Here is a 21,833-nt window from a genome sequence, read left to right on the forward strand (position 1 = left end):
AGCAAGAAAATAAAGAAGGCTATTATGAACGATCTCATTATCAAACAAGGGAAACTTATCAACGGCCAGATCGTTGATATCTTAGTACGTGATAGCAAAATTGTTGCCATTGGCCCAGATGCGGCCAAAGAACAACAAGCAACTAAAACGATTGACCTAAAAGGCCAACTTTACATTAGTGCCGGTTGGATCGATGCCCATACCCATTGCTATCCAGAATCACCTATTTACTTCGATGAACCTGACCTAGCCGGCGCATCTTGCGGGGTTACCACACTAGTAGATGCTGGCAGTGTTGGGGCTGACGATATTGATCACTTTTTTGCCATTACACGTAAAGTCAAAACCAATGTTTATTCACTACTTAATATCGCTAAAACAGGTATTATTGCCCAAAATGAATTAGCCGACATGCAGCAAATTGACGAAGCTAGTTTACAAAAAGCTATCGCTGATCATCCAGAATTTGTTGTCGGAATAAAAGCACGCATGAGTAAAAGCGTGGTTGGTGAAAATGGTATAACCCCGCTTGTCAAAGCAAAAGAAATGCAGAAAAAAAGTGGGCTACCCTTAATGGTACATATTGGTAACAATCCCCCTAATCTTGATGATATTGCAGATTTGTTAACCAAGGGCGACATCATTACCCACTGTTTTAATGGTAAGCCTAATCGCATTCTGGACGATAACGGCAATTTAAAACCATCGATTCAACGAGCTCTTGCTCGTGGGGTGATCCTGGATGTGGGGCACGGTGGTGAAAGTTTCAGTTTTAAAGTCGCGGAACAAGCTATGCGTATTGGTACTTATCCCGATATCATCAGTTCCGATATCTACCATAAAAACCGTATCAATGGCCCAGTTTATAGCCTGGCTTTCGTGATGACCAAATTTCTTTGTATGGGATTCTCAATACAACAAATAATAGATTGTGTCACTAAAAAAGCCGCCGACCTACTGCATTTAAAAGGTAAAGGCTATCTGGATGTCGGTATGGACGCAGACTTCACTATCTTTGATCTCAAAGAAGAGCGTACTGAACTCTCTGATGCAGAAGGTGAAATACGCTTTGGTAGCCATAAGTTTGTGCCTGTTGTTGCCATTGTTGGCCGCAAAGCAATTGTTTCCACAGAAAGTGAGTCTGAATATGCAATCGATTTATGAACAATATCAACTCAAAAATGTAATTAATGCCTCCGGTCGCATGACAATGCTCGGCGTTTCAACGCCTAAAGCTGAAGTTACAGAACGTGTCGGCTATGGACTTAATCATTACTTTGAAATCAAAGATCTGGTAAATAAAACCGGCCAGTATATTGCCAAGCTACTGAAGGTGGAAAATGCGGTGGTTGTTTCTTGCGCCTCAGCCGGCATTGCGCAATCCGTCGCTGCGGTGATAGTAAAAGACAATGCCGATTTACTTTATAATCTTCACACTTCACCTCAACCTGTGGCCCGTGAAATTGTCATTCCGAAAGGACATAACGTTAATTATGGTGCACCAGTTGACACCATGGTTGCACTTGGTGGCGGTGAAATCGTCGAAGCCGGTTATGCTAATGAGTGTAGTGCAGCCCAAATTGCTGCCAAAATTACTGACCAAACCGCAGCTATTCTTTATGTTAAATCGCATCACTGCGTACAAAAAAGTATGCTAACGGTAAAAGAAGCGGCACAGGTTGCTAAAAAACATCAAATCCCTTTAATAGTCGATGCAGCTGCAGAAGAAGATTTAGTGACTTATTATCAAGATGGCGCTGATCTAGTGATCTACAGTGGCGCTAAAGCGATTGAAGGCCCAACTAGCGGACTAGTTATTGGCAAACATCAATACGTTGAATGGGTTAAACAACAAAGTAGCGGCATTGGTCGTGCGATGAAAGTCGGTAAAGAGGGTATTTTAGGTCTAACACTGGCGATTGAACTCTACCTAACTACCAAAAAAGAGACCGGCAAACAGATGGTTGAGAGGATGTCTGATTTTATCGATGATCTTAACAAAATCAAAGGCGTCAAAGCCCAAATCGTTTGGGATGCCGCTGGCCGTGATATTGCTCGGGCAGAAATCAGCTTCGATCAGAAAGCCATTGGTAAAACTACTTATGCCATGATGGCAGAATTGAAACAGGGCGATACCGCTATCTATTTTCGCGAATATAAAGCCAACGAAGGAAAAGTTGAAGCTGATATCCGCAGTGTTACTAACGAACAACTGAAAACAATTGTCTCACGCATACGCCAAGTTGTTACTGGAGTCAAATAATGGGAAAACAATTAACCCCTAATTTCTATCATGATCGTGTTTGTCTGAATGTTCTGGCAGGCTCTCACCAAAATGCTAAAGAGATTTATCAAGCCGCTGAAACTTATGTCGTGGTTAGCGTGCTGTCAAAAAACTATGCTGACTTAAATAGTGCTATTGACGATATGGCTAAATATGCTGATGAAATTGATAATGCACTTTCTGTCGGTTTAGGTGCAGGCGATCCTAATCAATCTAATATGGTTTCGCAGATTGCTAAAGTCATTCAGCCGCAACATGTAAACCAGGTATTTACTGGTGCCGCAACCAGTCGTGCATTATTAGGTCAAGATCAGACTATTGTTAATGCGCTTATTTCGCCAACTGGTGAAGTGGGTAAAGTAAAAATTTCTACCGGGCCGCTAAGCTCAAATTATCCAGACGCCATTGTTCCTGTTGAAACGGCAATTGCAATGTTAAAAGATATGGGCGCAAGTTCTGTGAAATTTTTTAATATGGAAGGGTTAAAATATCGCGAAGAATATCAAGTTGTTGCAGAAGCTTGTGCTAGCTGTGATTTTTATCTTGAACCAACTGGCGGTATCGACTTAAACAATTACACCGAAATTCTCAAAATTGCATTAAATGCTGGTGTAAAGAAAATTATTCCTCATATTTATAGCTCTATCATCGATAAAGCAACCGGTAATACCCGTCCTGAGGATGTTAAAAAATTACTTGAAATGACTAAGCAATGTTTATAGACGCGATTGATAATAAATAATCGGTTTATCAATTTTATTGCACTCTAAATAGTCTAAAAGTAAAACCCCATTGTAATTTTACTCACAATGGGGTTTTTAATGTTTTAGAGTCAGCCGATAAGCCGGGTTCTGTCGTGGACAACCATTCATCTAGGCCAGCACTTGCGCACTGACTCAAGCAGCCTACCCGGGTTCGATGCGGGCCGCATCTAGTGAACCCCTATTTGGCCTTGCTCCGGGTGGAGTTTACCGTGCCACAAACTGTTGCCAGTTGCGCGGTGCGCTCTTACCGCACCCTTTCACCCTTACCTGTGCTTAATAGCCATCGGCGGTTTGCTCTCTGTTGCACTAGTCGTAGGCTTTTGCCTCCCAGACGTTATCTGGCACCCGGCCCTATGGAGCCCGGACTTTCCTCCCCTTTATTAACAATTACCTAGGGTAATCAACAATAAAGCAGCGGTTGTCTGGCTAACTCCAACGCCGAATTATAGGGATTTAACATTAATTTGTATAGTTATTTATCACAACTGGCCAACAGCTAATCTACTTGATTGCACTATCAGCACTAACTTGCTGTTCAAGGCTATATTTATATAGTGCATTCTTCTTTAAACCATAAATTTCTGCCGTAATAGCCGCCGCCTTCTTTAACGGCAATGATTGCTGTAGTAACGCTAACGTTTTTTTCACCTCTGAGGAAATAACTACTTCACCCTCCTGTGGTGCTCTATATCCCTGAACCACCAATACCATTTCGCCACGAGAACGATTTTCATCAACTTTTACCCAATCAAGTAGTTCTCCAACCGGCAAACCATGAATAGATTCCCAGGTTTTTGTTAATTCGCGAGCTAAGACAACATAACGCTCAGCGCCCCAAATAGCGACCATATCTGCTAATGTATCTAACAAACGATGTGGTGATTCATAAAAAATAAGTGTTCTCGACTCCTCCGTTAACGCTTGCAATACCTCTTGTCGACTCTTGCGTTTTGCTGGCAAAAATCCCTCATAATAAAAGCGATCTGAGGCGATACCGGCAGCGGAAAGGGCCGTAATTGCTGCGCATGGCCCTGGCAAAGGAACTACCAGAATACCTGCTTGGCGACAAGATTTTACCAAATGATAACCAGGATCATTAATTAGCGGTGTGCCTGCATCAGAAACTAACGCTATACTTAGTCCCTGTTTTAATTGAGGAATTAATTGATCTGTTTTCTGTTGTTCATTATGATCATGCAAGGAAATCATGCGGGTATTGATAGCAAAGTGCTGCAATAATAAACCCGTACGCCGGGTATCTTCCGCTGCAATAAGATCTACCTGCTTAAGGATCTGCAATGCACGCAGAGTGATATCATCCAAATTACCAATAGGAGTTGGTACAATATATAGTGTTGATACCATCTCTACCTCTATATCTTGATTAGGTTCATTCATTGTTTATTCCGAATAACCAATTAAAATTGAGCAATAATAATTACATCACTGGACAAAGTATGTGTTCTTCAATTTTTGTTAAAAAAGGCTTGATATGTATAGCGATACTATCCTCTCTTTTGTTAGTAGGATGTCATTCCTCACTAGATCAAAGTAAACCGACTGCCGATGCAACCATACAAGCAAGCTCTGAAATCAGCCATTATCAATCAATTATTGATGCGGCTATACACCATCTGCTGAAGCTTCGCGCGCCTATATCGCGCAAGAACCCCTATTAAAAGATAAGGTTAATCACCAGAAAAATATTGATGATTTTTGGCAAATGTTAATCAGTTTGCCTGCTGAACAAATTCAAAAATTAGCTGTTAGGGCAGATGAAAATGTCTTACAAGGTTGGATTGATCTGCTTGATTTATACCATAATAACTACCAAGATCCGGCGGCATTACAAAATGCATTTAATGACTGGAAAATACGCTATCCAGCCAATCCGGGTGTTAAAACTTCCCCAACAGCACTCATACAAATCATTCATCAATCTTCAATCTTCAATCTTCAATCAGTAGCAACCCTAAAATTGGTCTATTCTTGCCTTTAAGTAATAACGGTAAAATATTTGCTGAAGCGATTTTACAAGGTTTCCTTGATGCCCAAAAAGGTTTACCCATCGATCCGACAACCGCAACCAGCTCATCTGAGCAAAATAGCCAAAATAGTGATCCCGTTCAAAGTATTATTGATTCAATTACTAGCAGTAGCAATAATGTGACGCAGGAAAACAATCCACAAACCCCATCGCTTGTTATTGACAATGCACCCATTAATAATCAACAGGTTAAAGTATACGATACCAATACTCAATCGATTGAGTCACTCCTGCAACAAGCTGAACAGGATGGCATTACCTTAGTCGTCGGGCCACTTTTAAAACCGGATGTACTTAAAGCCATTCAAATAAATACTCCATTAAATCTTTTGACATTAAATGAATTAGATAATGATAAAATGCCGCTTAAAAATAATGTCTGTTACTTTTCTCTATCACCTGAAGATGAAGCGGTTAATGCGGATCGCCATATGGCAAAAGAGGGCAAACAAGTACCCTTGATCCTGATCCCCTCTTCTCCTTTTGGGGAACGTATCGCAAATATATTTGCACAAGAGTGGCAAAAATTGAAACAAACCCCAGTACGTAAACAAAGTTTTGGTAATATTGATAGCCTAAAAGCTAGAACTACTCAAAGTACTGGAATACAGATGATAGGCACGCCAATAGTAATTGCCGAACAGCAAAATACCAACGATACGGCAGAGGCGATTGATGCGGTGTATATTGTCGCCACAAGTGATGAATTATCATTGATTAAACCGATGATAGATATCGCAACCGACAGTCGCACACGTCCAACGCTTTATGCCAGTTCTCGTAGTCATCAAACAGATTTAAGTACCGATTATTATCTGGAAATGGAAGGCTTACAATTTAGTGAAATCCCTTTACTTGCCGGCGCTAATTCCACTTTACTAACTCAAGCTAATCAACGACTCTCTGCTGATTACTCGCTAATTCGTCTTTACGCTATGGGAATTGATGCCTGGTTATTAGCCAATCATTTCAATCAATTACAACAACATGATATCGAACTAAATGGAGCCACAGGCAAACTAAGTGTAAATAGTAACAATTGCGTAATTTTTCGTACCCTGCCGTGGTTAAAATTTAAACAAGGGAAAGTTCAATTGATTTAATAAATTGTAAGTTAAAAGTAAAATTTATCAGCCAATAGATAAAAATAGAGTAAAATAGTGACTAAAGTGTCATTTTAACGACACCCTCAGCTTATAGATAAGGATATCCGCTATGCTAAAATCGCCAAATTTATCTTGGATACAAGGACGTCACTTCGAATATAAAGCCAAACAATTCTTACAACAACAAGGACTGCAATTTATTAGCCGCAATGTGAGTTTCCCGGTTGGAGAAATTGATTTAGTTATGAAAGATCAAAACACTTGGGTGTTTGTTGAAGTACGCTTTCGCCGCCATGATAACTTCGGTAATGCATTGATGTCAGTAACTTTAAACAAACGAAAAAAATTACTTGCAGCCGCTAAATTATGGCTGCTTAAACAAAATGAAAACATAGAAACCGCTTTATGTCGTTTTGATATTTGTGCTACTACCGGCAATCAATTTGAATGGTTACCAAATGCCTTTAGTGACTATGATGCCATCCACTAATTATATGTAAGTAGGTCTTAACGTGTTGGAGAAAATTAAAGCCTGTTTTACCGAAAGTATTCAAACACAAATTGCCGCTGCTGAAGCATTACCCGATGCTATTTCTCGTGCAGCGATTATGATCGTTCACGCCTTGCTAAATGGTAATAAAATCTTATGTTGCGGCAGTGGCGGATCAGCAGTTATTGCACAACGCTTTGCAACCAGTATGATCAATCAATTTGAAGCTGAACGTCCGAGTCTGCCCGCTTTATGTCTAAACACAGACAATGCGATTATAACCTCGATCGCTAATGGCCAAAAACCCGAAGAGGTATATGCAAAACAAGTGCGTGCATTAGGCCAATCTGGTGACGTACTTCTTGCAATTGCCACCAAAGGCGATAGTCGCGTTGTGATAAAAGCGGTTGAAGCTTCACTCGCTCGTGATATGACGATTGTGGCCTTAACCGGTCATGATGGCGGAGAATTAGCCGGTTTATTAGGCACACAGGATGTAGAAATTCGAATACCTTCGCAAAGAAGCATCAGAATTCAAGAAGTTCACCTATTAACAGTTAACTGTTTATGTGATCTAATTGATAATACACTTTTTCCGCATCAAGATGACTAAGGAGTAATAATGAGACTATTTCCTCTAATTACCATAATATGCAGTACCCTTTTATTACAAGGATGCATTGGGGCTGCTGTAATAGGCTCAGCGGCGGTCGCTACAAAAAGTGCGACGGATCCAAGAAGTGTCGGTCGCCAGGTCGATGATGGAACATTAGAAGCCCGCGTTAGTGCTGCTATTAACAAAGATCAAGAAATTACCCGCAATGCACGTGTTATTACTACAGCTTATGAAGGTAAGATACTGCTTACCGGCCAAGCGCCCGATCTTGCATTAGCTGAAAGAGCGAAACAGATAGCAACCAAAGTAGAAGGTGTTGAAGCAGTTTATAATGAGATCCGTCAGGCAACGCCGGTTGATCTTGGTACGGCTTCTAAAGATACCTGGATAACCACCAAAATAAAATCACAAATTCTTACCAGTGATTCGGTTAAATCATCAACCGTCAAAGTTATTACCGAAGGTGGAGAGGTATTTTTACTTGGTATTCTAACTCAACAGGAAGGAGCTGCTGCTGCAAAAATCGCCAGTGAGACAGATGGCGTTAAACGCGTAACTACCGCATTTACCTACCTTAATTAATATTTTCTCATTCAATATAAAAAGTGATTATCTTTTTAATTTGTTTCCCGGCAGCCACAAGGCCGGGTAACAAATTTTAGGGTAGCGCTCTTTAGCTGCTATATTTCACGACGCTCAATAACCTTCGCTATCTTTAACGAAAATGAAATATTTTTAGTACTATTTCTTAAAATAGCCCAATCCTAAAAAAACCTACATCAACCAATTAAGCAACTTTCCTCGAGATTTAATCGCTTGTGTTATTACCTGAAGTTAATATATTGACAACAATAATTATTTTACATCTAAAGCATAATCTAATGAAATAATATTTGCTAACTTAATAATATTAAAGCGCTATTTGCTGAAAATATAAATATAACCTGTTATACAACAATCGATTATTGATAACAAAAGGACCTGAAAATTTTATTTCTCTTTTGCAACTAAATAATAGTGAATAAACATGGAGAAAAATATGCAATTATCGTCATTATTTAAAGGAACGCCGACCATTAAAATAGTTGATAATCGAGGTTTAACCGTAAAAGAAATCGATTATCATCGCCATCCCGATAGCCCCAATATCACTAATGAACGTATTACCCGCCATCAATATAACACGCGTGGTTTGTTAATAAAAAGTATTGACCCACGGTTATATGAACAACAAAAAAATGATCCGACGATAAAAGCCAATTTTTACTACCACACATCACTAACGAGTATGGTTTTAGCTACTAACAGTGTTGATGCCGGAACGACTTTTGATCTGCATGATATTGCCGGTCGGCCAACATTTGCCATCTCTGCAACAGGTGTTTTTCGTAGCTGGCAATATGAAGATAGCCAGCAACTCGGAAGACCTATTAGTATTACTGAACAATTACCATCAAAAACAAAGTATGTTACAGAACGTTTTATTTGGGCTGGTAATAGTGATAGCGAAAAGCAAAAGAACCTGCTTGGACAATGTTTATGCCATTATGACACTGCTGGTTTACAGCAAGTCAATAGTATCGCCTTAATAGGAGTGCCATTATCTTTAACTCAACAGCTATTGATAAATAATAAGGAAGCTAACTGGCAAGCAGAGGATGAGACTATCTGGCAAAGTTACTTATCAAATGATAGCTATACTACGCAAAATATTGTTGATACTACCGGAGCATTATTACTTAATATTGATGCTAAAGGTAACCGACGTCGGTTAGAATATGATATTGCTGGTATGCTAAAAAGTAGCTGGTTAACTATAGAAAATGCTACCGAACAGATAATTATAAAATCGTTAACTTATTCCGCCGCGGGACAAAAATTACGCGAAGAACATGGCAATGGCATCGTAACCAGCTACCTTTACGAACCGCAAACCCAACGGTTAATCGCCACAAAAATCGAACATCCAGCAGCACATCAAATGACGGCAAAAATATTACAAGATTTACGTTATCAATATGATCCGGTCGGTAATATGATCAATGTGCGTAATGATGCTGAGGCAATTCGCTTCTGGCATAATCAAAAAGTCATTTCAGAAAATACCTATACCTATGATATGCTTTATCAACTGGTATCCATTACCGGCCGTGAAATGGCTAACCTTCAACCACAAAACTTCACTTTAGCCTCTCCAATCATTCCTCTGCCTGCTGATAATAGTGTCTATACAAATTACATTCGGCATTATGTTTATGATGTGGCGGGTAATTTGACCCAAATTCGCCATAGCGCCCCAGCCAGTAACAACAGTTATACAACCAACATTACCGTCTCAAACCGGAGTAATCGAGCTGTACTTAGCAATCTAACTACCGACCCATTACAAGTCGACGAACTGTTTGATGCCGGTGGTCATCAAACAGAATTACAGCCCGCTCAGGCCGTTAACTGGAATTTTCGCGGAGAATTACTGCAAGTCACACCAATAAAACGCCAACAACAAGCATCTGATCACGAGACTTATCGCTATGATGCAGGTGGACAACGCGTAACCAAAACGACCACATCACAAACTGCGAATAGCATCCACCAACAACAGGTTATTTATCTGTCAGGCTTACAGTTACGTACCAGCCAGATAAATGAAACTTTAACCAAAGATTTACATATTCTGACCTTCGCTGACACCGATCAGGCTCAAGTACAGGTTTTTACATTGGCAAAACGGCAAACCAACAGGTATTGAGAATAATCAATTACGCTACAGCTACCATAATCTGATAGGTAGTAGCTCTATAGAAATTGATGGCCAAGGGAAAGTGATTAGTCTGGAAGAATACTATCCCTATGGCGGTAGCTCAATGTGGACAACCAGCAGTCAGGTTGAAGCAGACTATAAAATCTTTCGTTATTCTGGTAAAGAGCGTGATGCAACCGGCCTCTACTATTATGGTCAGCGCTACTATCAACCCTGGATCGGACGATGGTTAAGCTCTGATCCTGCCGGTACCGTGGATGGCCTCAATCTATATGAATGGTAAAAAATAATCCTATTATGTATAGCGATGAACGGGGTGAATCAAGTCGCAACCGCTTTCGCAACATATTTATCGTATCAACCTATTTAAGCCGAAGAGAGGGAGAACCAATAAGACGTTCATTAGCTAGAGGTATGAAAATCACCCGCGCAGTGGGGTGGATTAGCGATAGCTGGAGCAGTAAGCGTTAGTGGCGGGATCCTCGTTGCAATAGGTATTGGCTCATTTATTATTGGTGCGATTGCCGGCTGGAATTTGAACCAACTTTCCGGAGGCATAGCCAGTTTTTTCAGTAAGCGCTTGCAGGGAAGATCAACGACAGAGAATATGGCGGCTGGGGCAACATTAAGTGCCGTCACTGCTCGCCTCAATGGCGCGAGATTAACCAGCATAGGGATCGCCAGCGCGGTAGGAAGCATTTCTGGTGGCGCAGGAGGATTAATTGGCAATTCTGATCGCGGCATGGGTGGTGCCCATGCAGCAGGCGTTGCTATTGGTATTGTCAATATCATTGGCGGTAAAGAAACCAGCCTGGCAATGGAAGTTTCTGCTGCCACATTTGGCGCCGCCAGTGGATTTATAACTGGCGTTAAGCATAGTGCACGCGTAGGGCAATATACCGCTTACGGCAGCTATACTGGCGGAATAATAGGTCGTCACGCAGATAATATTAGCTCATATGCATTTAATTATGTTGGCGGAGCGATTGTCAGACACGGATCAGAAGCACTATTTGCTGCTTATGTTGGTAATAATTCCATTAGTCGATTCGTTGGCCGCAGTTTAGGAGATAAGATATTTTCATTTTTCTCACGTAAAATTTCAGTTGGCGGTCCAAATGAATGGATGGGAAGCGCAATTGGTGCGACCATTTTGGGGATTGGATCTGCGTTACAATTGACCATTACAAATCCCTATTTTCAGTATGTTACGGGTAAATTTATTCAATTTTTAAACTGGCTTGGAGGCAATGCAATGAATTTAATGAAACGCTTTATTCTACCCGATGCAGCAAAAGCCTTAGCAATAGATGCTGTTCGCAGCACGGCTCGAAGAATGGTTCGAGGCGGTGTATCTTTCTAACTATTTTTTATAGTTAATAAAAAATTGCTAAAGACTGATGTCCTCCCTCTTCCGTGTATTGATTATACTTCTGGTTGATAGACGGCAGGATAGATTTATCAACAAACTTCTATCTGACTGATTTCATTTTCAACCAAACGACTAGTATATTCAGAACTCTTTATTCAGTTAAAAATCAAATGATGATTAAAGTTATTATTTAGCAATCAAATATGAAGCCAGTAACAGGACTGATATTTTCAGAATAAAATACTAAAAAAATAAAAATTTCATTACTATATTCTGATAAGCTATTCAGTCAGCAATGAAGCCATGTTTTTTCAGAAAATTCTTATTACCTAATTGCTGCATTTGCTGAAGTATCCACGCTTGACGAATTAATAAATCATTAGATGGTTTTTTTACTTGATAAGCTAACGGATTTGGTAAAACCGCAGCTAATCGTGTAGCTTCAACTGCATTTAATTGATTTGCCGGCTTTTTAAAATAATATTTTGCTGCTTCTTCTACGCCAAAAATACCCTCACCGAACTCAGCAATATTCAAATAAATCGTCAAAATCCGCTTTTTAGACCACATAACTTCAATTATTGGCGTCATGATAGCTTCAACACCTTTACGAAGCCAGCTTCGTCCATCCCATAACCAAAGATTTTTTACAACTTGTTGAGTTATAGTTGAAGCTCCTCTAATAGGTTTTTTACTAGCCGAATTTTGGTTGATAGCGCTTTCTATTGCCTGAAAATCAAATCCCCAATGATTTGGGAAATTTTGATCTTCTGCGGCAATCGCTGCAATTAACATGTTCGGTGAGATGGCATTAAGCTCAACCCAAGCGGAACGAGAAGTATAAGAAAAATTTAATGATAACGAAGGACAGTAGCCCGCCTGCGTCGGGAGCTAAGACGCTGTAAGTAAATGGCTGTCCTTAGTAACCACCTCCCGTTATAATCCGGTGTATGTATATTCCCCGACCCGCAAAACTTCTCTTCCAGATAGATGACGGCTGGAACCGGTTACTCATGAAATACGGCTCTTCCGTTCCCGAATGGACTAAACTGGTCGTCGAACGGATGCTCGCCTGTGGCACCGGTGCTATGGGTATCCGTCGTTATTGCTGCGACTCCCCTGACTGCCCGCACACCAAATATTTCTGTCAGAGCTGCAAAAGCAAAGGCTGCAGCGCCTGCGGGATGAAAGCCACCGAACAGTGGATAGCCGAGCAGCAACACATTTTGCCAGACTGCGAATGGCAGCACATCACTTTCACTATGCCCGATAAACTCTGGCCGGCATTTAATCACAACTGGCCATTACTGAATCAGTTGTTTGCCTGTGCCGCTCGAACCCTGCTGAAATGGGCAGAAAAACTCAATATCGAAATCGGGTTGTTTGTCGCCCTGCATACTTACGGGCGTCAGCTTAACCAACACCCGCATATCCATTTATCGGTGACCCGCGGCGGATTATGCCGCAAACACGACGTCTGGCGACCGGTTTTCTTCAAAAAGAAAGTAGTAGAGCGGTACTGGCGCCGGGCTGTCATCGCGTTACTTCGAGAGAATTACGGCGGGCTGAATTTACCTGCTGCCGGCTATGTGCATATCCGCGACTACCGGGAATGGTGTCAGTTTCTGGAATCACAGTACCAGCGGCGCTGGAAAATTCACTTTGCGAAAAAAACCAAACATGCCCGACAAAATGTCAATTATCTTGGCCGTTACCTGAAACGCCCGCCGGTTGCAGCCTCAAAACTGCGTCATTATAACGGCGGCACTGTTGTCCATCATTACTATGATCACCGGACGGGAAAGCACCGCACCCAATATCTGAGCCAGGAAGCAATGTTGTTGCGCTACATCAGCCATATCCCGTCACAGCATTTTAAGATGGTGCGGTATTACGGCTTTCTGGCCAACCGGAAACGGGGTATTTTGCTGCCGAAAGTCTATGCGGCACTGGGTATGCAGGTGAAGAAAAAACCGCATAAACCGGGCTTTGCGTCGCTGATGAAACACTTTACGAATGTGGATCCGTATCAATGCATATTATGTGGGAGCCGGATGATTTTTAACAGCGTACAGGTGGGTATCAGAGCAGAAGTATTACTGGAAATGCGCCGTAAGATAGTCAAAAAGGCGCGATGGTTACGGAAAACCGCGTAGGGAAGATCTAACTAAATTCAATTTATTGTATAAAAAAACCTCTGGTTGACGAAAAGCCAGGCGACTACTTGATGGTGAAACTAGAGATCGGTCATCCGTATCAGCAATTAAGGCCAGAAAAAAAGAAATAATTAACATTCAATTTCCTAACCATCTAGCATGACCATCGAAAACGGAACAGGCAAAAATTTGAAAATGAAAATCGTTATTAACCAACAAGAAAATAAGATTAATAATGCTCTTTTTAACCAATGCCATAATAATAATAAGTAAACTAACATAACTAACGGCTTGCCAGTTCAATTACTTTTTTAACTAATTTATTAATTCCTTGCCATGCTTCATTTGGTGATGATGCTAACATATAAGCGGGTGTTGTTATTACTTTATTATCTTCATCAACCACAATATCATCAAAGGAACAAATAATATGTGTTCCTCCCATTTGTTCTATTTGAGCAATAGTTTTTTTTATCATTGCCTATTGTTAACTTTACCGCTTTGTTTAAAATTTTAGGTAACATAACAGGCGCAATACACATCAATCCCATGGGCTTACCTTGTTAATGAATTTCGCGACAAAATGTTAATAAATCTTTATCTATTTCACAATCACTTCCTTTAATAGCAAAATTAGATAAATTTTTTGCCACCCCAAAACCACCAGGAATAATGACTGCACTAAATTTATTTGCATCAGCAGATGATAAAGGCGCAATTTTCCCACGAGAAATACGTGCAGACTCTACCATTATGTTCCTTTTTTCTTGATTTTTTTCTCCATTTATATGATTAATAACATCTAGTTGCTATCTATTAGGTGCAAAAAACATATTTCAACATCATTTTTACTCAAAGATAACATAGTAAGTACTGATTCATGAATTTCGCTGCCATCGAATACACCACATCCGCTTAAAATTACTGCAATAGGTTTCATATTTGACTCCATTTGTAGTAGATTGTTACTAATTCATTTAATGTGATAACATGGAACTTGATCACAAATTTTAATGAATCTTGTAACAAAAACAATTATATTTGTTATGTTGATTGGCTGACAAAAAAATAAAGGTTTCTATTTTACTCACCATCTACATTTATTCATATCATAATTGGTGAGTAAAAAACGATTTTCCTGGTGTTGCCGCAATATTCGCGCACCCCAACTTCGGTTGGGGTTATTTTTTTCAGCGCCGACTAACCATCGTTTCAAAACTTTAACATCTTTTTGCCAATCTACTTTTAATTCATCAAACCATTCCTGAATATTATCCCACCAGGCAGGTAAATCAGGAGATTGGAGCTGTTGAGCTAACTGCTGGAGATGGCGCAAACCAACTGCACCTGCTGCACCTTTAATTTTGTGGGCTTCTACAACAATCCCATTTCGGTCTTTGGCCACAATATTAGAATCCAATAAAGATAGGTATCCTGGCATCACATTTTCAAAGATCTTTATGCTCTCTTCAATCAGTTTTGGTCCAACTAATTCGAAATATTGGTTGAGCATATTGATATCTAATACGTCATCATGATTGGCAAGTTGTTTTAGCGGAATGTTGATGGATTTATTTTTACAATCAGTCAAATATTTTTCAATAATCTTTATTAATGCACTTACCGACAGTGGTTTACTCAATACATCATCCATACCGGCAGCAAGATACTCTTTTTTGTCTTTCAATACATTAGCTGTTAATGCAATTAAAGGTGGAAGTTTATCATTAGCATAGATTTGACGAAACTGACGTGCAATATCGAGACCGGTCATATCAGGTAGTTGGATATCCAATAAAACCAAATCGTAACTACCAATTTTGAACATTTTTAGTGCTTCTTTTCCATTCATAGCAACATCAACGGTATGGCCTAATTTTTCTAATACAGATCGTGCGACGATGATATTTAATTCAATATCTTCCACTAAAAGAATATGCAACTTAGGTAGTAAAACAGCTTCTGGTGTTGGCGTTTCAACCGTTTTTGCTACAATGGGCGCTATAACGGATACAGTGAAGCAAGAACCTACCCCTAATGTACTATCGACCTGTATATCTCCCCCCATGCTTTGCGCTAACCGTTTAGAAACAGCAAGACCAATTCCAGTACCCGTTTCTGGTCGGCCACCAGCACTACCCTTTACCTGATAGTACATGGCAAAAATTTTTTTTTGCTCCTCTTTTGGGATGCCAATACCACTATCAATAACCTGAATAAAAAGTTGCTCATGTCCTTCATACCAAATACGAACTTTTATCTCACCCTGTTGAGTAAATCTGACGGCATTACCAATTAAATTCCATAGTATTTGCCGTAACCGTGTTGCATCAGTAATGATCTTGCTCGGTAAATTTTCTTTTACTTCTAAGATAAATTTTAAATTTTTAGGTTGTACTAAAAGCCCCGATAAATTTTCAAGATCAGAAATAAATTCATTAAAATCAATTTGTTGACTATTTAAACTAACCTTGCGGCGTTCAATCTTATCCATCTCAATAATATCATTGAAAATATTACCTAAAGTAATAGCGCTGACATGAATAGTTTTCAAATAATTTGTTTGTTCATCGGTTAATTCAGTATCGAGTAATATACGACTCAGTCCAACAATCCCATTAAGCGGCGTACGAAGCTCATGGCTGATGGTTGAAATAAACGTTGTCTTATCCCTACTGGCATTTTCTAACGCTTCCTGATAATGCTTACGCTCGGTAATATCGCGAACAAACCCTACTAACCCATGGCGTTTTCCAACCCGATCATAAAACGGGACTTTACGTATTTCAAAGCATGCTTTCCGTCCATCGGGATATACCAACCATTGTTCATAGGTCAATGACACATTATGACGAAATACTTTTTCATCAGTTTCTAGCTCCTTTTCGGCAACTTCCTCACCATAAATTTCACGATAAGTTAGCCCAATAAGCTGCTTTTCACTGCGACCTGTCAATAATTCCATTGCTCGATTACAACAAGAAAAATCATTATTTTCATCACGATAATAAACAAGATCAAGTGATGCATCTAAAAATGATTGTAATAATATAGACTGCTGTTCAAACTCAAGTTGTGTCTGCTCTCGGCGCTTCATCTCTTTTTGCAATTTTTCTAATAATTCTAAATGCGCCTTTTGTATTTTTTCACGCTCTGCAATTTCCAAATTGAGCTGAGCAATATTTCCTTTAAGTTTGTCAGTAAGCTCGGCATCACGCTTACGCATAACTTCTAATTTATCAACCATGCCTGATAAACGACGACGAGACTCTTCAAGTTGTTCGACCACAACAGAAAGAAAATAGACCGCCCAAGGCGTAATAATCAATCCAAAAAAGATAGAGCGAACCAAATCAATATTATGAACATTGCCATATAATAAAATATCAACCGCGATCTGTAATACCATAGCTAATACGACAAGTGCTGTGGCTAATAGTAAGGAAAATCCAATTAAGCCAAGCTTCATCATTAAATCAACATAATATTGAGCAAGTCCTTTAAGCAGCTTCATACACACTCCGATACAAAAAATCAGCTTAAATCATAACTTATATAGATAAAAAACAGAGGGATCTAACATACATTATGAGGGATAATTTACATTTAGATTTTCATGAATAATGAATTAATTTATAAACGAAATTTAATAATTATCAGATAAATAAAAATTTAATAAACAAAAAATATAGATTTAAAAAAGAAAAAAGGGCAGTATTTGATACTCCCCCCTCAATCATGAGATACCTTATTTTATAACACGTAGCGTCGGGCGTCCTTTCGGTGGCATCGGCGGCTCATCATCAGAAGATGAAATCGGCGTTATTTCTTGCGCTTCGTTTGACAACTCAGTATCACTAACCAGTACTAAATTTTCACTTTGAGCAATAGAATTACCTGCACCATCCTCATATTCTGGCTCAGGTTCAAACATCATTCCTGCCCCATTTTCGCGCCCATAGATAGCAATAATAGCGCTCATAGGTACTTCAACATGGCGAGGAACGCCACCAAAACGGGCATTGAAGCTGACAATTTCATTAGTCAGTTCTAAATTACCGACAGCAGAAGGTGTAATATTTAAAATAATCTGTCCTTTATTCGCATATTCCATCGGTACATTTACGCCAAAAATATTAACATCCACAACTAAATGGGGTGTCATATTATTGTCGAGAAGCCATTCATAATGAGCCCTAAGAAGGTAAGGACGACGTGGCGACATTCCTAACAATTCCATAATAAATTAACCTGTGGTAGATAAAAGCATCTCACGCTCAGCTTCAGTTAATGAAGCAAGGAAAGAGTCTCGCTCAAATACACGTTCCATATAAGAACGAATGCCCTCTGTTTCTTTTCCTTTAGGGATGTCGATCTTCCAGTAAGGTAAACGCCATAAAAGGGGAGCTAAATAGCAATCAACTAGACTAAATTCTTCGCTCATAAAAAACGGTCTTTCTTTAAAAATTGGCGAGATAGCTATCAGTTCCTCCCTTAACTGCTTACGGGCAGCATCAGCTTGAGGATCCTTATTTTCAATCTTATACATCAAAGAATACCAATCCTTGTCTATCCGATGTATCATCAAACGACTATTACCACGAGCAACGGGATAAACAGGCATCAATGGTGGATGCGGAAAGCGTTCATCAAGATATTCCATAACAACACGGGAATCATACAATGTTAATTCTCTATCAACCAGCGTTGGTACTGTTTGGTAAGGATTTAGATCAATCAAATCTTGAGGCAAATTACCCGCTTCAACATTCTCAATCTCAACGCTCACGCCCTTTTCTGCCAATACGATCCGCACTTGATGGCTAAATATGTCGGTCGGGCCGGAAAACAGTGTCATTACCGAACGTTTGTTGGCAGCGACAGCCATGAAAACCTCCAAGTTTTATTAAAAAAGAATAAACAGCCATAATATAATTAATCAGGCCATTCTTACATGTTTAAAATGCTGGTGAACCAATTTACTCGGTTAACAGACATTTGACCTTTATTTATTAAACTACAATTAATACATGTTATTTCCACCAAATCAGGTGAGAAATAGATAAGAAAATAATGGCCTATAGTCTATCAGATTTTGTTCAATATGGGGGAAAGTTTGACAAGATTTTATGATAAATGTACAAAATTAAAGCAATTTTTTATTGAAAAAATTAATAACAAAAAAATTAAATTAATAATCGCAAGATAATATAAATTTATAACATGCTAAAAACCCGCCTAAAGGCGGGCTTTTTATTACTAATTTGTTGTAAAAACAAGAAATTAACGTTTAGAGTATTGTGGACAACGACGTGCTTTACGCAGTCCCACTTTCTTACGCTCAACAGAACGCGCATCACGAGTAACAAACCCAGCTTTACGTAGTTCTGAACGTAGTGTCTCGTCATATCCCATCAATGCACGTGTAATACCATGACGGATTGCACCTGCCTGACCAGAAATCCCACCACCTTTAACGGTAATGTATAGATCCAGTTTCTGCAACATATCAACCAATTCTAACGGTTGGCGAACAACCATTCGCGCCGTTTCGCGGCCAAAATATTCTTCTAAGCTGCGTTGATTGATAGTAATATTACCGCTACCTGACTTAATGAAGACACGTGCGGAAGAGCTTTTGCGGCGACCAGTGCCGTAGTATTGATTTTCAGCCATTGCCTATATCCATCCCGATTAAATGTCAAAAACTTGCGGCTGCTGTGCCGCGTGGTTGTGATCACTACCCGCATAAACTTTCATTTTACGGTACATCGCACGACCAATAGGTCCTTTGGGTAGCATACCTTTAACCGCAATTTCAATTACACGCTCAGGGTGACGGGCAATCATTTCTTCGAAGGTCGCTTGTTTGATACCACCGATATAACCAGTATGGCGATAGTAGATTTTGTCTTCACGCTTGTTACCAGTAACAGCAACTTTTTTTGCATTAACAACAATGATGTAATCACCAGTATCGACATGCGGAGTATATTCCGCTTTATGCTTGCCGCGCAAACGACGAGCAATTTCAGTTGCAAGACGGCCTAAAGTTTTTCCATCTGCATCAACAACGTACCAGTCGCGTTTTACGGTTTCTGGTTTAGCTGTAAAAGTTTTCATTAAAGCTTACCCATATATAAGTTACATGTTGGCGAACAGTCATATTTTATAAAAATACTTCAGCATGTTCACGCTAATTTTTGTCCAGTAAATCCTACCCCTTCGAGTAGTCAAACTGACATTAATGCAAGATTTTTGGGAAATAAAAAACTTGCTGTAACGTGGGGTGGCAAGATTATAGAGAAATTTTTGCCAAAAATCGACCCAAAAAATAAATTTCTCGTCAATTTATTGTATTATTACCCGCTAATCAAGCTATATGAGGTAATTTTAGGTATTCCTCACTCTGCATTTCTTGCAATCTTGATAAACAGCGTTGATATTCAAAACGTAACAAATGCCCTTGGTAAAGTTTATCCATTGCTACCTCAGCATTAATAATCAACTTAACTTTTCGTTCATAAAATTCATCAATCAGAGCGAGAAAACGCCTGGCTACATCTTCATGGAGTTCTGACATCAACAAAACATTATACAGTAGTACCGTATGATAATCTTTTGCTAAGACGATATAGTCATTTTGACTACGTGCATCTTCACATAATACCTTAAATTCAATCGATAAAATGCCTTCTGCGGTACAGATTGCCGGCATAGTACGATGATTAATCTCAAGAATAGGAAACCTAACTCCAGATTTGCCAGCTAATTTAATAAATATCTCATCCATACGATTGCAGTTCGCTTCATCAATTGGCGTAAGATAAAGACCCGCTTGCTTCAAGGTACGTAAACGATAATCAATACCTGCATCAACATTGATAATGTCACAATATTTTTTAATTTGTTCGATTGCGGGTAGAAAACGTGTTCGTTGCAATCCATTTCGATAGAGTTCATCTGGATGAATATTAGACGTTGCTATTAAGCAAATGCCTCTGGCAAATAAAGCTTTCAATAACGTTGCCAAAATCATGGCATCAGTAATATCAGAGACAAAAAACTCATCAAAGCATAAAACATCGGTCTGTTTTTTAAATCTATCGGCAATAATTTTCAATGGATCTGGCTGACCTTGTAACTCTATCATTTCATTCTGCACTCGCCACATGAAACGATGAAAATGTAAGCGTAATTTTCTGCCATCCGGTAAACTCTGATAAAAGAGATCCATTAGCCAAGTTTTACCTCGGCCGACACCTCCCCACATATATAATCCCTGCACAGGCTCACGATTTGTATGAGGTTTCTTAGCAAATAATTGGCCAATTTTATTTTTCAATGATAACTGGGATGTTTTATTAAGCAACTGATGATGAATAATATCTAAACGTGCTATCGTCTTACTTTGCACCTCATCAAATTGATAATCACCGGTAGCCAAAAACTGTTGGTAAAGTTTAGTGGGAGTCAACAATGCCATCAACGTGATACTCCTTAAAAATGTCATAATTTAATTGACCAATGAAACCAATCATAAACATTATATCGATAATCTTTACTACTTTAATACCGCAAAATACTATGAAATCATTAGCAATAACTTTTCCCACTTTCACTTATAGCCTTTTAACAGGTATAGTGACTGCTATACTGTGAATCTATTTCTATGAAAATAAATGTTGTTTTGTTAATGAAGGAGTCAACATGACTTGGGAATATGCACTAATCGGTCTAATTGTAGGTTTCATTATTGGTGCACTAGTAGTTCGCTTCGGCAATACCAAGCTACGCAACCAACAAGCTTTACAAGCTGAACTTGAAAAGAAAAACCATGAATTGGAAGAATATCGTAAAGAATTGGTCAGCCATTTTGCGCGTAGTGCAGAGTTACTCGATAACATGGCGCAAGATTATCGTCAACTCTACCAGCATATGGCAAAAAGTTCTCATGAATTGATGCCTGATATGCCAATACAAAACAACCCTTTTAACTATCGTTTGACTGAATCAGAATCAGACAATGATCAAGCTCCCGTTAATTTACCACCTAAAGATTACTCTGAAGGTTCTTCTGGCTTATTTCGCACAATAAAAGAAAAAAGAAGGTAAATTAGGTTTGATATATTAATAAAATTGCATCTTTACCTAATTTTGATGATAGCATATCCACCTGATAGAGTTATTTTGTTGTAAAAAATTAATATCATGTAAATACATGTAAAAAAACGATT

General features: G+C 39.2%; 20 protein-coding genes, 1 other RNA gene and 2 pseudogenes. 13 read left to right on the forward strand and 10 right to left on the reverse strand.

All coding sequences use genetic code 11. The features are described from left to right. The first annotated feature begins 24 nt into the window (after nucleotides 1-24). From AACL31_RS17105 to dagF, 3 genes are read left to right on the forward strand one after another with little or no spacing between them, the layout of a single operon-like run. Nucleotides 25-1,164 carry an amidohydrolase/deacetylase family metallohydrolase gene (locus AACL31_RS17105; RefSeq protein WP_310512481.1) on the forward strand — a complete coding sequence of 380 codons (1,140 nt, stop codon included), beginning with the start codon at nucleotides 25-27 and terminating at the stop codon, nucleotides 1,162-1,164. Next, nucleotides 1,148-2,263 (forward strand): DgaE family pyridoxal phosphate-dependent ammonia lyase, encoded by a 1,116-nt coding sequence (locus AACL31_RS17110; protein WP_310512480.1) that lies wholly within the window; start codon nucleotides 1,148-1,150, stop codon nucleotides 2,261-2,263. Before AACL31_RS17105 ends, AACL31_RS17110 begins: the two co-directional genes overlap by 17 nt. After that, nucleotides 2,263-3,006, forward strand: a complete 744-nt coding sequence (gene dagF, locus AACL31_RS17115; protein ID WP_310512479.1) for a 2-dehydro-3-deoxy-phosphogluconate aldolase — start codon at nucleotides 2,263-2,265, stop codon at nucleotides 3,004-3,006. Before AACL31_RS17110 ends, dagF begins: the two co-directional genes overlap by 1 nt. A 102-nt stretch (nucleotides 3,007-3,108) precedes the next feature. Here dagF and rnpB read toward each other — a convergent pair. Together rnpB and rsmI are read right to left on the reverse strand one after the other, a co-directional pair. Continuing rightward, an RNA gene (gene rnpB / locus AACL31_RS17120) (RNase P RNA component class A) lies at nucleotides 3,109-3,482 on the reverse strand. A 67-nt stretch (nucleotides 3,483-3,549) separates the two neighbouring features. Then, nucleotides 3,550-4,446: a 16S rRNA (cytidine(1402)-2'-O)-methyltransferase gene (rsmI, locus tag AACL31_RS17125; RefSeq protein ID WP_310512478.1), complete on the reverse strand. Its 897-nt coding sequence runs from the start codon at nucleotides 4,444-4,446 to the stop codon at nucleotides 3,550-3,552. Nucleotides 4,447-4,705: 259 nt separating this feature from the next. Here rsmI and AACL31_RS17130 point away from each other — a divergent pair, with 259 nt between their 5' ends. The 8 genes from AACL31_RS17130 (at nucleotide 4,706) to AACL31_RS17165 (ending at nucleotide 11,431) form a co-directional block, all read left to right on the forward strand. Continuing rightward, a complete protein-coding gene (locus AACL31_RS17130) occupies nucleotides 4,706-5,047 on the forward strand; it encodes a penicillin-binding protein activator (RefSeq protein WP_339054028.1) in 342 nt (113 codons plus the stop codon). Further along, on the forward strand, nucleotides 5,038-6,198 hold the full coding sequence (locus AACL31_RS17135; RefSeq protein WP_310513375.1) for a penicillin-binding protein activator: 1,161 nt from the start codon (nucleotides 5,038-5,040) through the stop codon (nucleotides 6,196-6,198). The genes AACL31_RS17130 and AACL31_RS17135 overlap by 10 nt, the downstream gene beginning before the upstream one ends. A gap of 112 nt (nucleotides 6,199-6,310) precedes the next feature. After that, nucleotides 6,311-6,691, forward strand: coding sequence for a YraN family protein (locus AACL31_RS17140; RefSeq protein ID WP_032115682.1), 381 nt, complete (start codon nucleotides 6,311-6,313; stop codon nucleotides 6,689-6,691). 22 nt (nucleotides 6,692-6,713) lie between these two features. Beyond that, nucleotides 6,714-7,304 (forward strand): DnaA initiator-associating protein DiaA, encoded by a 591-nt coding sequence (diaA, locus tag AACL31_RS17145; protein ID WP_026821383.1) that lies wholly within the window; start codon nucleotides 6,714-6,716, stop codon nucleotides 7,302-7,304. Nucleotides 7,305-7,313: 9 nt separating this feature from the next. Then, nucleotides 7,314-7,889, forward strand: a complete 576-nt coding sequence (dolP, locus tag AACL31_RS17150) for a division/outer membrane stress-associated lipid-binding lipoprotein (RefSeq protein WP_032115681.1) — start codon at nucleotides 7,314-7,316, stop codon at nucleotides 7,887-7,889. A 457-nt stretch (nucleotides 7,890-8,346) separates the two neighbouring features. Then, entirely contained in the window at nucleotides 8,347-10,056 is a 1,710-nt protein-coding gene (locus tag AACL31_RS17155; protein ID WP_310512475.1) for a hypothetical protein, read from the forward strand. A gap of 115 nt (nucleotides 10,057-10,171) precedes the next feature. Then, nucleotides 10,172-10,351, forward strand: a complete 180-nt coding sequence (locus tag AACL31_RS17160; RefSeq protein ID WP_339053441.1) for an RHS repeat-associated core domain-containing protein — start codon at nucleotides 10,172-10,174, stop codon at nucleotides 10,349-10,351. Nucleotides 10,352-10,603: 252 nt separating this feature from the next. Further along, entirely contained in the window at nucleotides 10,604-11,431 is an 828-nt protein-coding gene (locus AACL31_RS17165) for a hypothetical protein (RefSeq protein ID WP_310512473.1), read from the forward strand. A gap of 294 nt (nucleotides 11,432-11,725) precedes the next feature. Here the strand turns inward: AACL31_RS17165 and mtgA are convergent. Then, a pseudogene (gene mtgA / locus AACL31_RS17170) lies at nucleotides 11,726-12,301 on the reverse strand (monofunctional biosynthetic peptidoglycan transglycosylase); the annotation flags it as partial. An 89-nt stretch (nucleotides 12,302-12,390) separates the two neighbouring features. Between mtgA and AACL31_RS17175 the strand changes: the two are divergent. Continuing rightward, on the forward strand, nucleotides 12,391-13,596 hold the full coding sequence (locus AACL31_RS17175) for an IS91 family transposase (RefSeq protein WP_339053442.1): 1,206 nt from the start codon (nucleotides 12,391-12,393) through the stop codon (nucleotides 13,594-13,596). A 283-nt stretch (nucleotides 13,597-13,879) separates the two neighbouring features. Here AACL31_RS17175 and elbB read toward each other — a convergent pair. The 7 genes and pseudogenes from elbB to zapE all read right to left on the reverse strand — a co-directional run bounded on the left by elbB (nucleotide 13,880) and on the right by zapE (nucleotide 21,082). After that, nucleotides 13,880-14,536: pseudogene (gene elbB / locus AACL31_RS17180) on the reverse strand (isoprenoid biosynthesis glyoxalase ElbB). 147 nt (nucleotides 14,537-14,683) lie between these two features. Further along, nucleotides 14,684-17,110, reverse strand: coding sequence for an aerobic respiration two-component sensor histidine kinase ArcB (gene arcB, locus AACL31_RS17185; protein WP_310511850.1), 2,427 nt, complete (start codon nucleotides 17,108-17,110; stop codon nucleotides 14,684-14,686). 234 nt (nucleotides 17,111-17,344) lie between these two features. Further along, nucleotides 17,345-17,836 (reverse strand): ClpXP protease specificity-enhancing factor, encoded by a 492-nt coding sequence (gene sspB, locus AACL31_RS17190; RefSeq protein ID WP_310509686.1) that lies wholly within the window; start codon nucleotides 17,834-17,836, stop codon nucleotides 17,345-17,347. Between the two features lie 6 nt (nucleotides 17,837-17,842). Continuing rightward, the gene (gene sspA / locus AACL31_RS17195; protein ID WP_032115676.1) at nucleotides 17,843-18,484 is read right to left on the reverse strand and encodes a stringent starvation protein SspA; all 642 of its coding nucleotides are present in this window, start codon (nucleotides 18,482-18,484) and stop codon (nucleotides 17,843-17,845) included. A 395-nt stretch (nucleotides 18,485-18,879) separates the two neighbouring features. Beyond that, nucleotides 18,880-19,272 (reverse strand): 30S ribosomal protein S9, encoded by a 393-nt coding sequence (gene rpsI / locus AACL31_RS17200; protein ID WP_310511851.1) that lies wholly within the window; start codon nucleotides 19,270-19,272, stop codon nucleotides 18,880-18,882. A gap of 18 nt (nucleotides 19,273-19,290) precedes the next feature. Continuing rightward, nucleotides 19,291-19,719 (reverse strand): 50S ribosomal protein L13, encoded by a 429-nt coding sequence (gene rplM / locus AACL31_RS17205; protein ID WP_310511852.1) that lies wholly within the window; start codon nucleotides 19,717-19,719, stop codon nucleotides 19,291-19,293. Nucleotides 19,720-19,969: 250 nt separating this feature from the next. Further along, complete coding sequence (gene zapE, locus AACL31_RS17210; RefSeq protein WP_310511853.1) at nucleotides 19,970-21,082, reverse strand: cell division protein ZapE; 1,113 nt, start codon at nucleotides 21,080-21,082, stop codon at nucleotides 19,970-19,972. A gap of 224 nt (nucleotides 21,083-21,306) precedes the next feature. On the opposite strand from zapE, the gene zapG reads away from it, so the two are divergent. Then, entirely contained in the window at nucleotides 21,307-21,711 is a 405-nt protein-coding gene (gene zapG, locus AACL31_RS17215; protein ID WP_290607030.1) for a Z-ring associated protein ZapG, read from the forward strand. The last annotated feature ends 122 nt before the right edge of the window (nucleotides 21,712-21,833 follow it).

The organism is Arsenophonus endosymbiont of Crataerina pallida (assembly GCF_964020125.1).
Taxonomy (GTDB): Bacteria; Pseudomonadota; Gammaproteobacteria; order Enterobacterales; family Enterobacteriaceae; genus Arsenophonus; species Arsenophonus nilaparvatae.

Excerpts from the sequence above, each read along its gene's own strand:
- rsmI (WP_310512478.1), bottom strand. The coding sequence starts at position 4,446 with ATGAATGAACCTAATCAAGATATAGAGGTAGAGATGGTATCAACACTA.
- AACL31_RS17105 (WP_310512481.1), top strand. The coding sequence starts at position 25 with ATGAACGATCTCATTATCAAACAAGGGAAACTTATCAACGGCCAGATC.
- arcB (WP_310511850.1), bottom strand. The coding sequence starts at position 17,110 with ATGAAGCTGCTTAAAGGACTTGCTCAATATTATGTTGATTTAATGATG.
- sspB (WP_310509686.1), bottom strand. The coding sequence starts at position 17,836 with ATGGAATTGTTAGGAATGTCGCCACGTCGTCCTTACCTTCTTAGGGCT.
- zapE (WP_310511853.1), bottom strand. The coding sequence starts at position 21,082 with ATGGCATTGTTGACTCCCACTAAACTTTACCAACAGTTTTTGGCTACC.
- dolP (WP_032115681.1), top strand. The coding sequence starts at position 7,314 with ATGAGACTATTTCCTCTAATTACCATAATATGCAGTACCCTTTTATTA.
- AACL31_RS17175 (WP_339053442.1), top strand. The coding sequence starts at position 12,391 with ATGTATATTCCCCGACCCGCAAAACTTCTCTTCCAGATAGATGACGGC.
- AACL31_RS17155 (WP_310512475.1), top strand. The coding sequence starts at position 8,347 with ATGCAATTATCGTCATTATTTAAAGGAACGCCGACCATTAAAATAGTT.
- dagF (WP_310512479.1), top strand. The coding sequence starts at position 2,263 with ATGGGAAAACAATTAACCCCTAATTTCTATCATGATCGTGTTTGTCTG.
- rpsI (WP_310511851.1), bottom strand. The coding sequence starts at position 19,272 with ATGGCTGAAAATCAATACTACGGCACTGGTCGCCGCAAAAGCTCTTCC.
- zapG (WP_290607030.1), top strand. The coding sequence starts at position 21,307 with ATGACTTGGGAATATGCACTAATCGGTCTAATTGTAGGTTTCATTATT.
- sspA (WP_032115676.1), bottom strand. The coding sequence starts at position 18,484 with ATGGCTGTCGCTGCCAACAAACGTTCGGTAATGACACTGTTTTCCGGC.
- AACL31_RS17140 (WP_032115682.1), top strand. The coding sequence starts at position 6,311 with ATGCTAAAATCGCCAAATTTATCTTGGATACAAGGACGTCACTTCGAA.
- rplM (WP_310511852.1), bottom strand. The coding sequence starts at position 19,719 with ATGAAAACTTTTACAGCTAAACCAGAAACCGTAAAACGCGACTGGTAC.
- AACL31_RS17110 (WP_310512480.1), top strand. The coding sequence starts at position 1,148 with ATGCAATCGATTTATGAACAATATCAACTCAAAAATGTAATTAATGCC.
- AACL31_RS17160 (WP_339053441.1), top strand. The coding sequence starts at position 10,172 with ATGTGGACAACCAGCAGTCAGGTTGAAGCAGACTATAAAATCTTTCGT.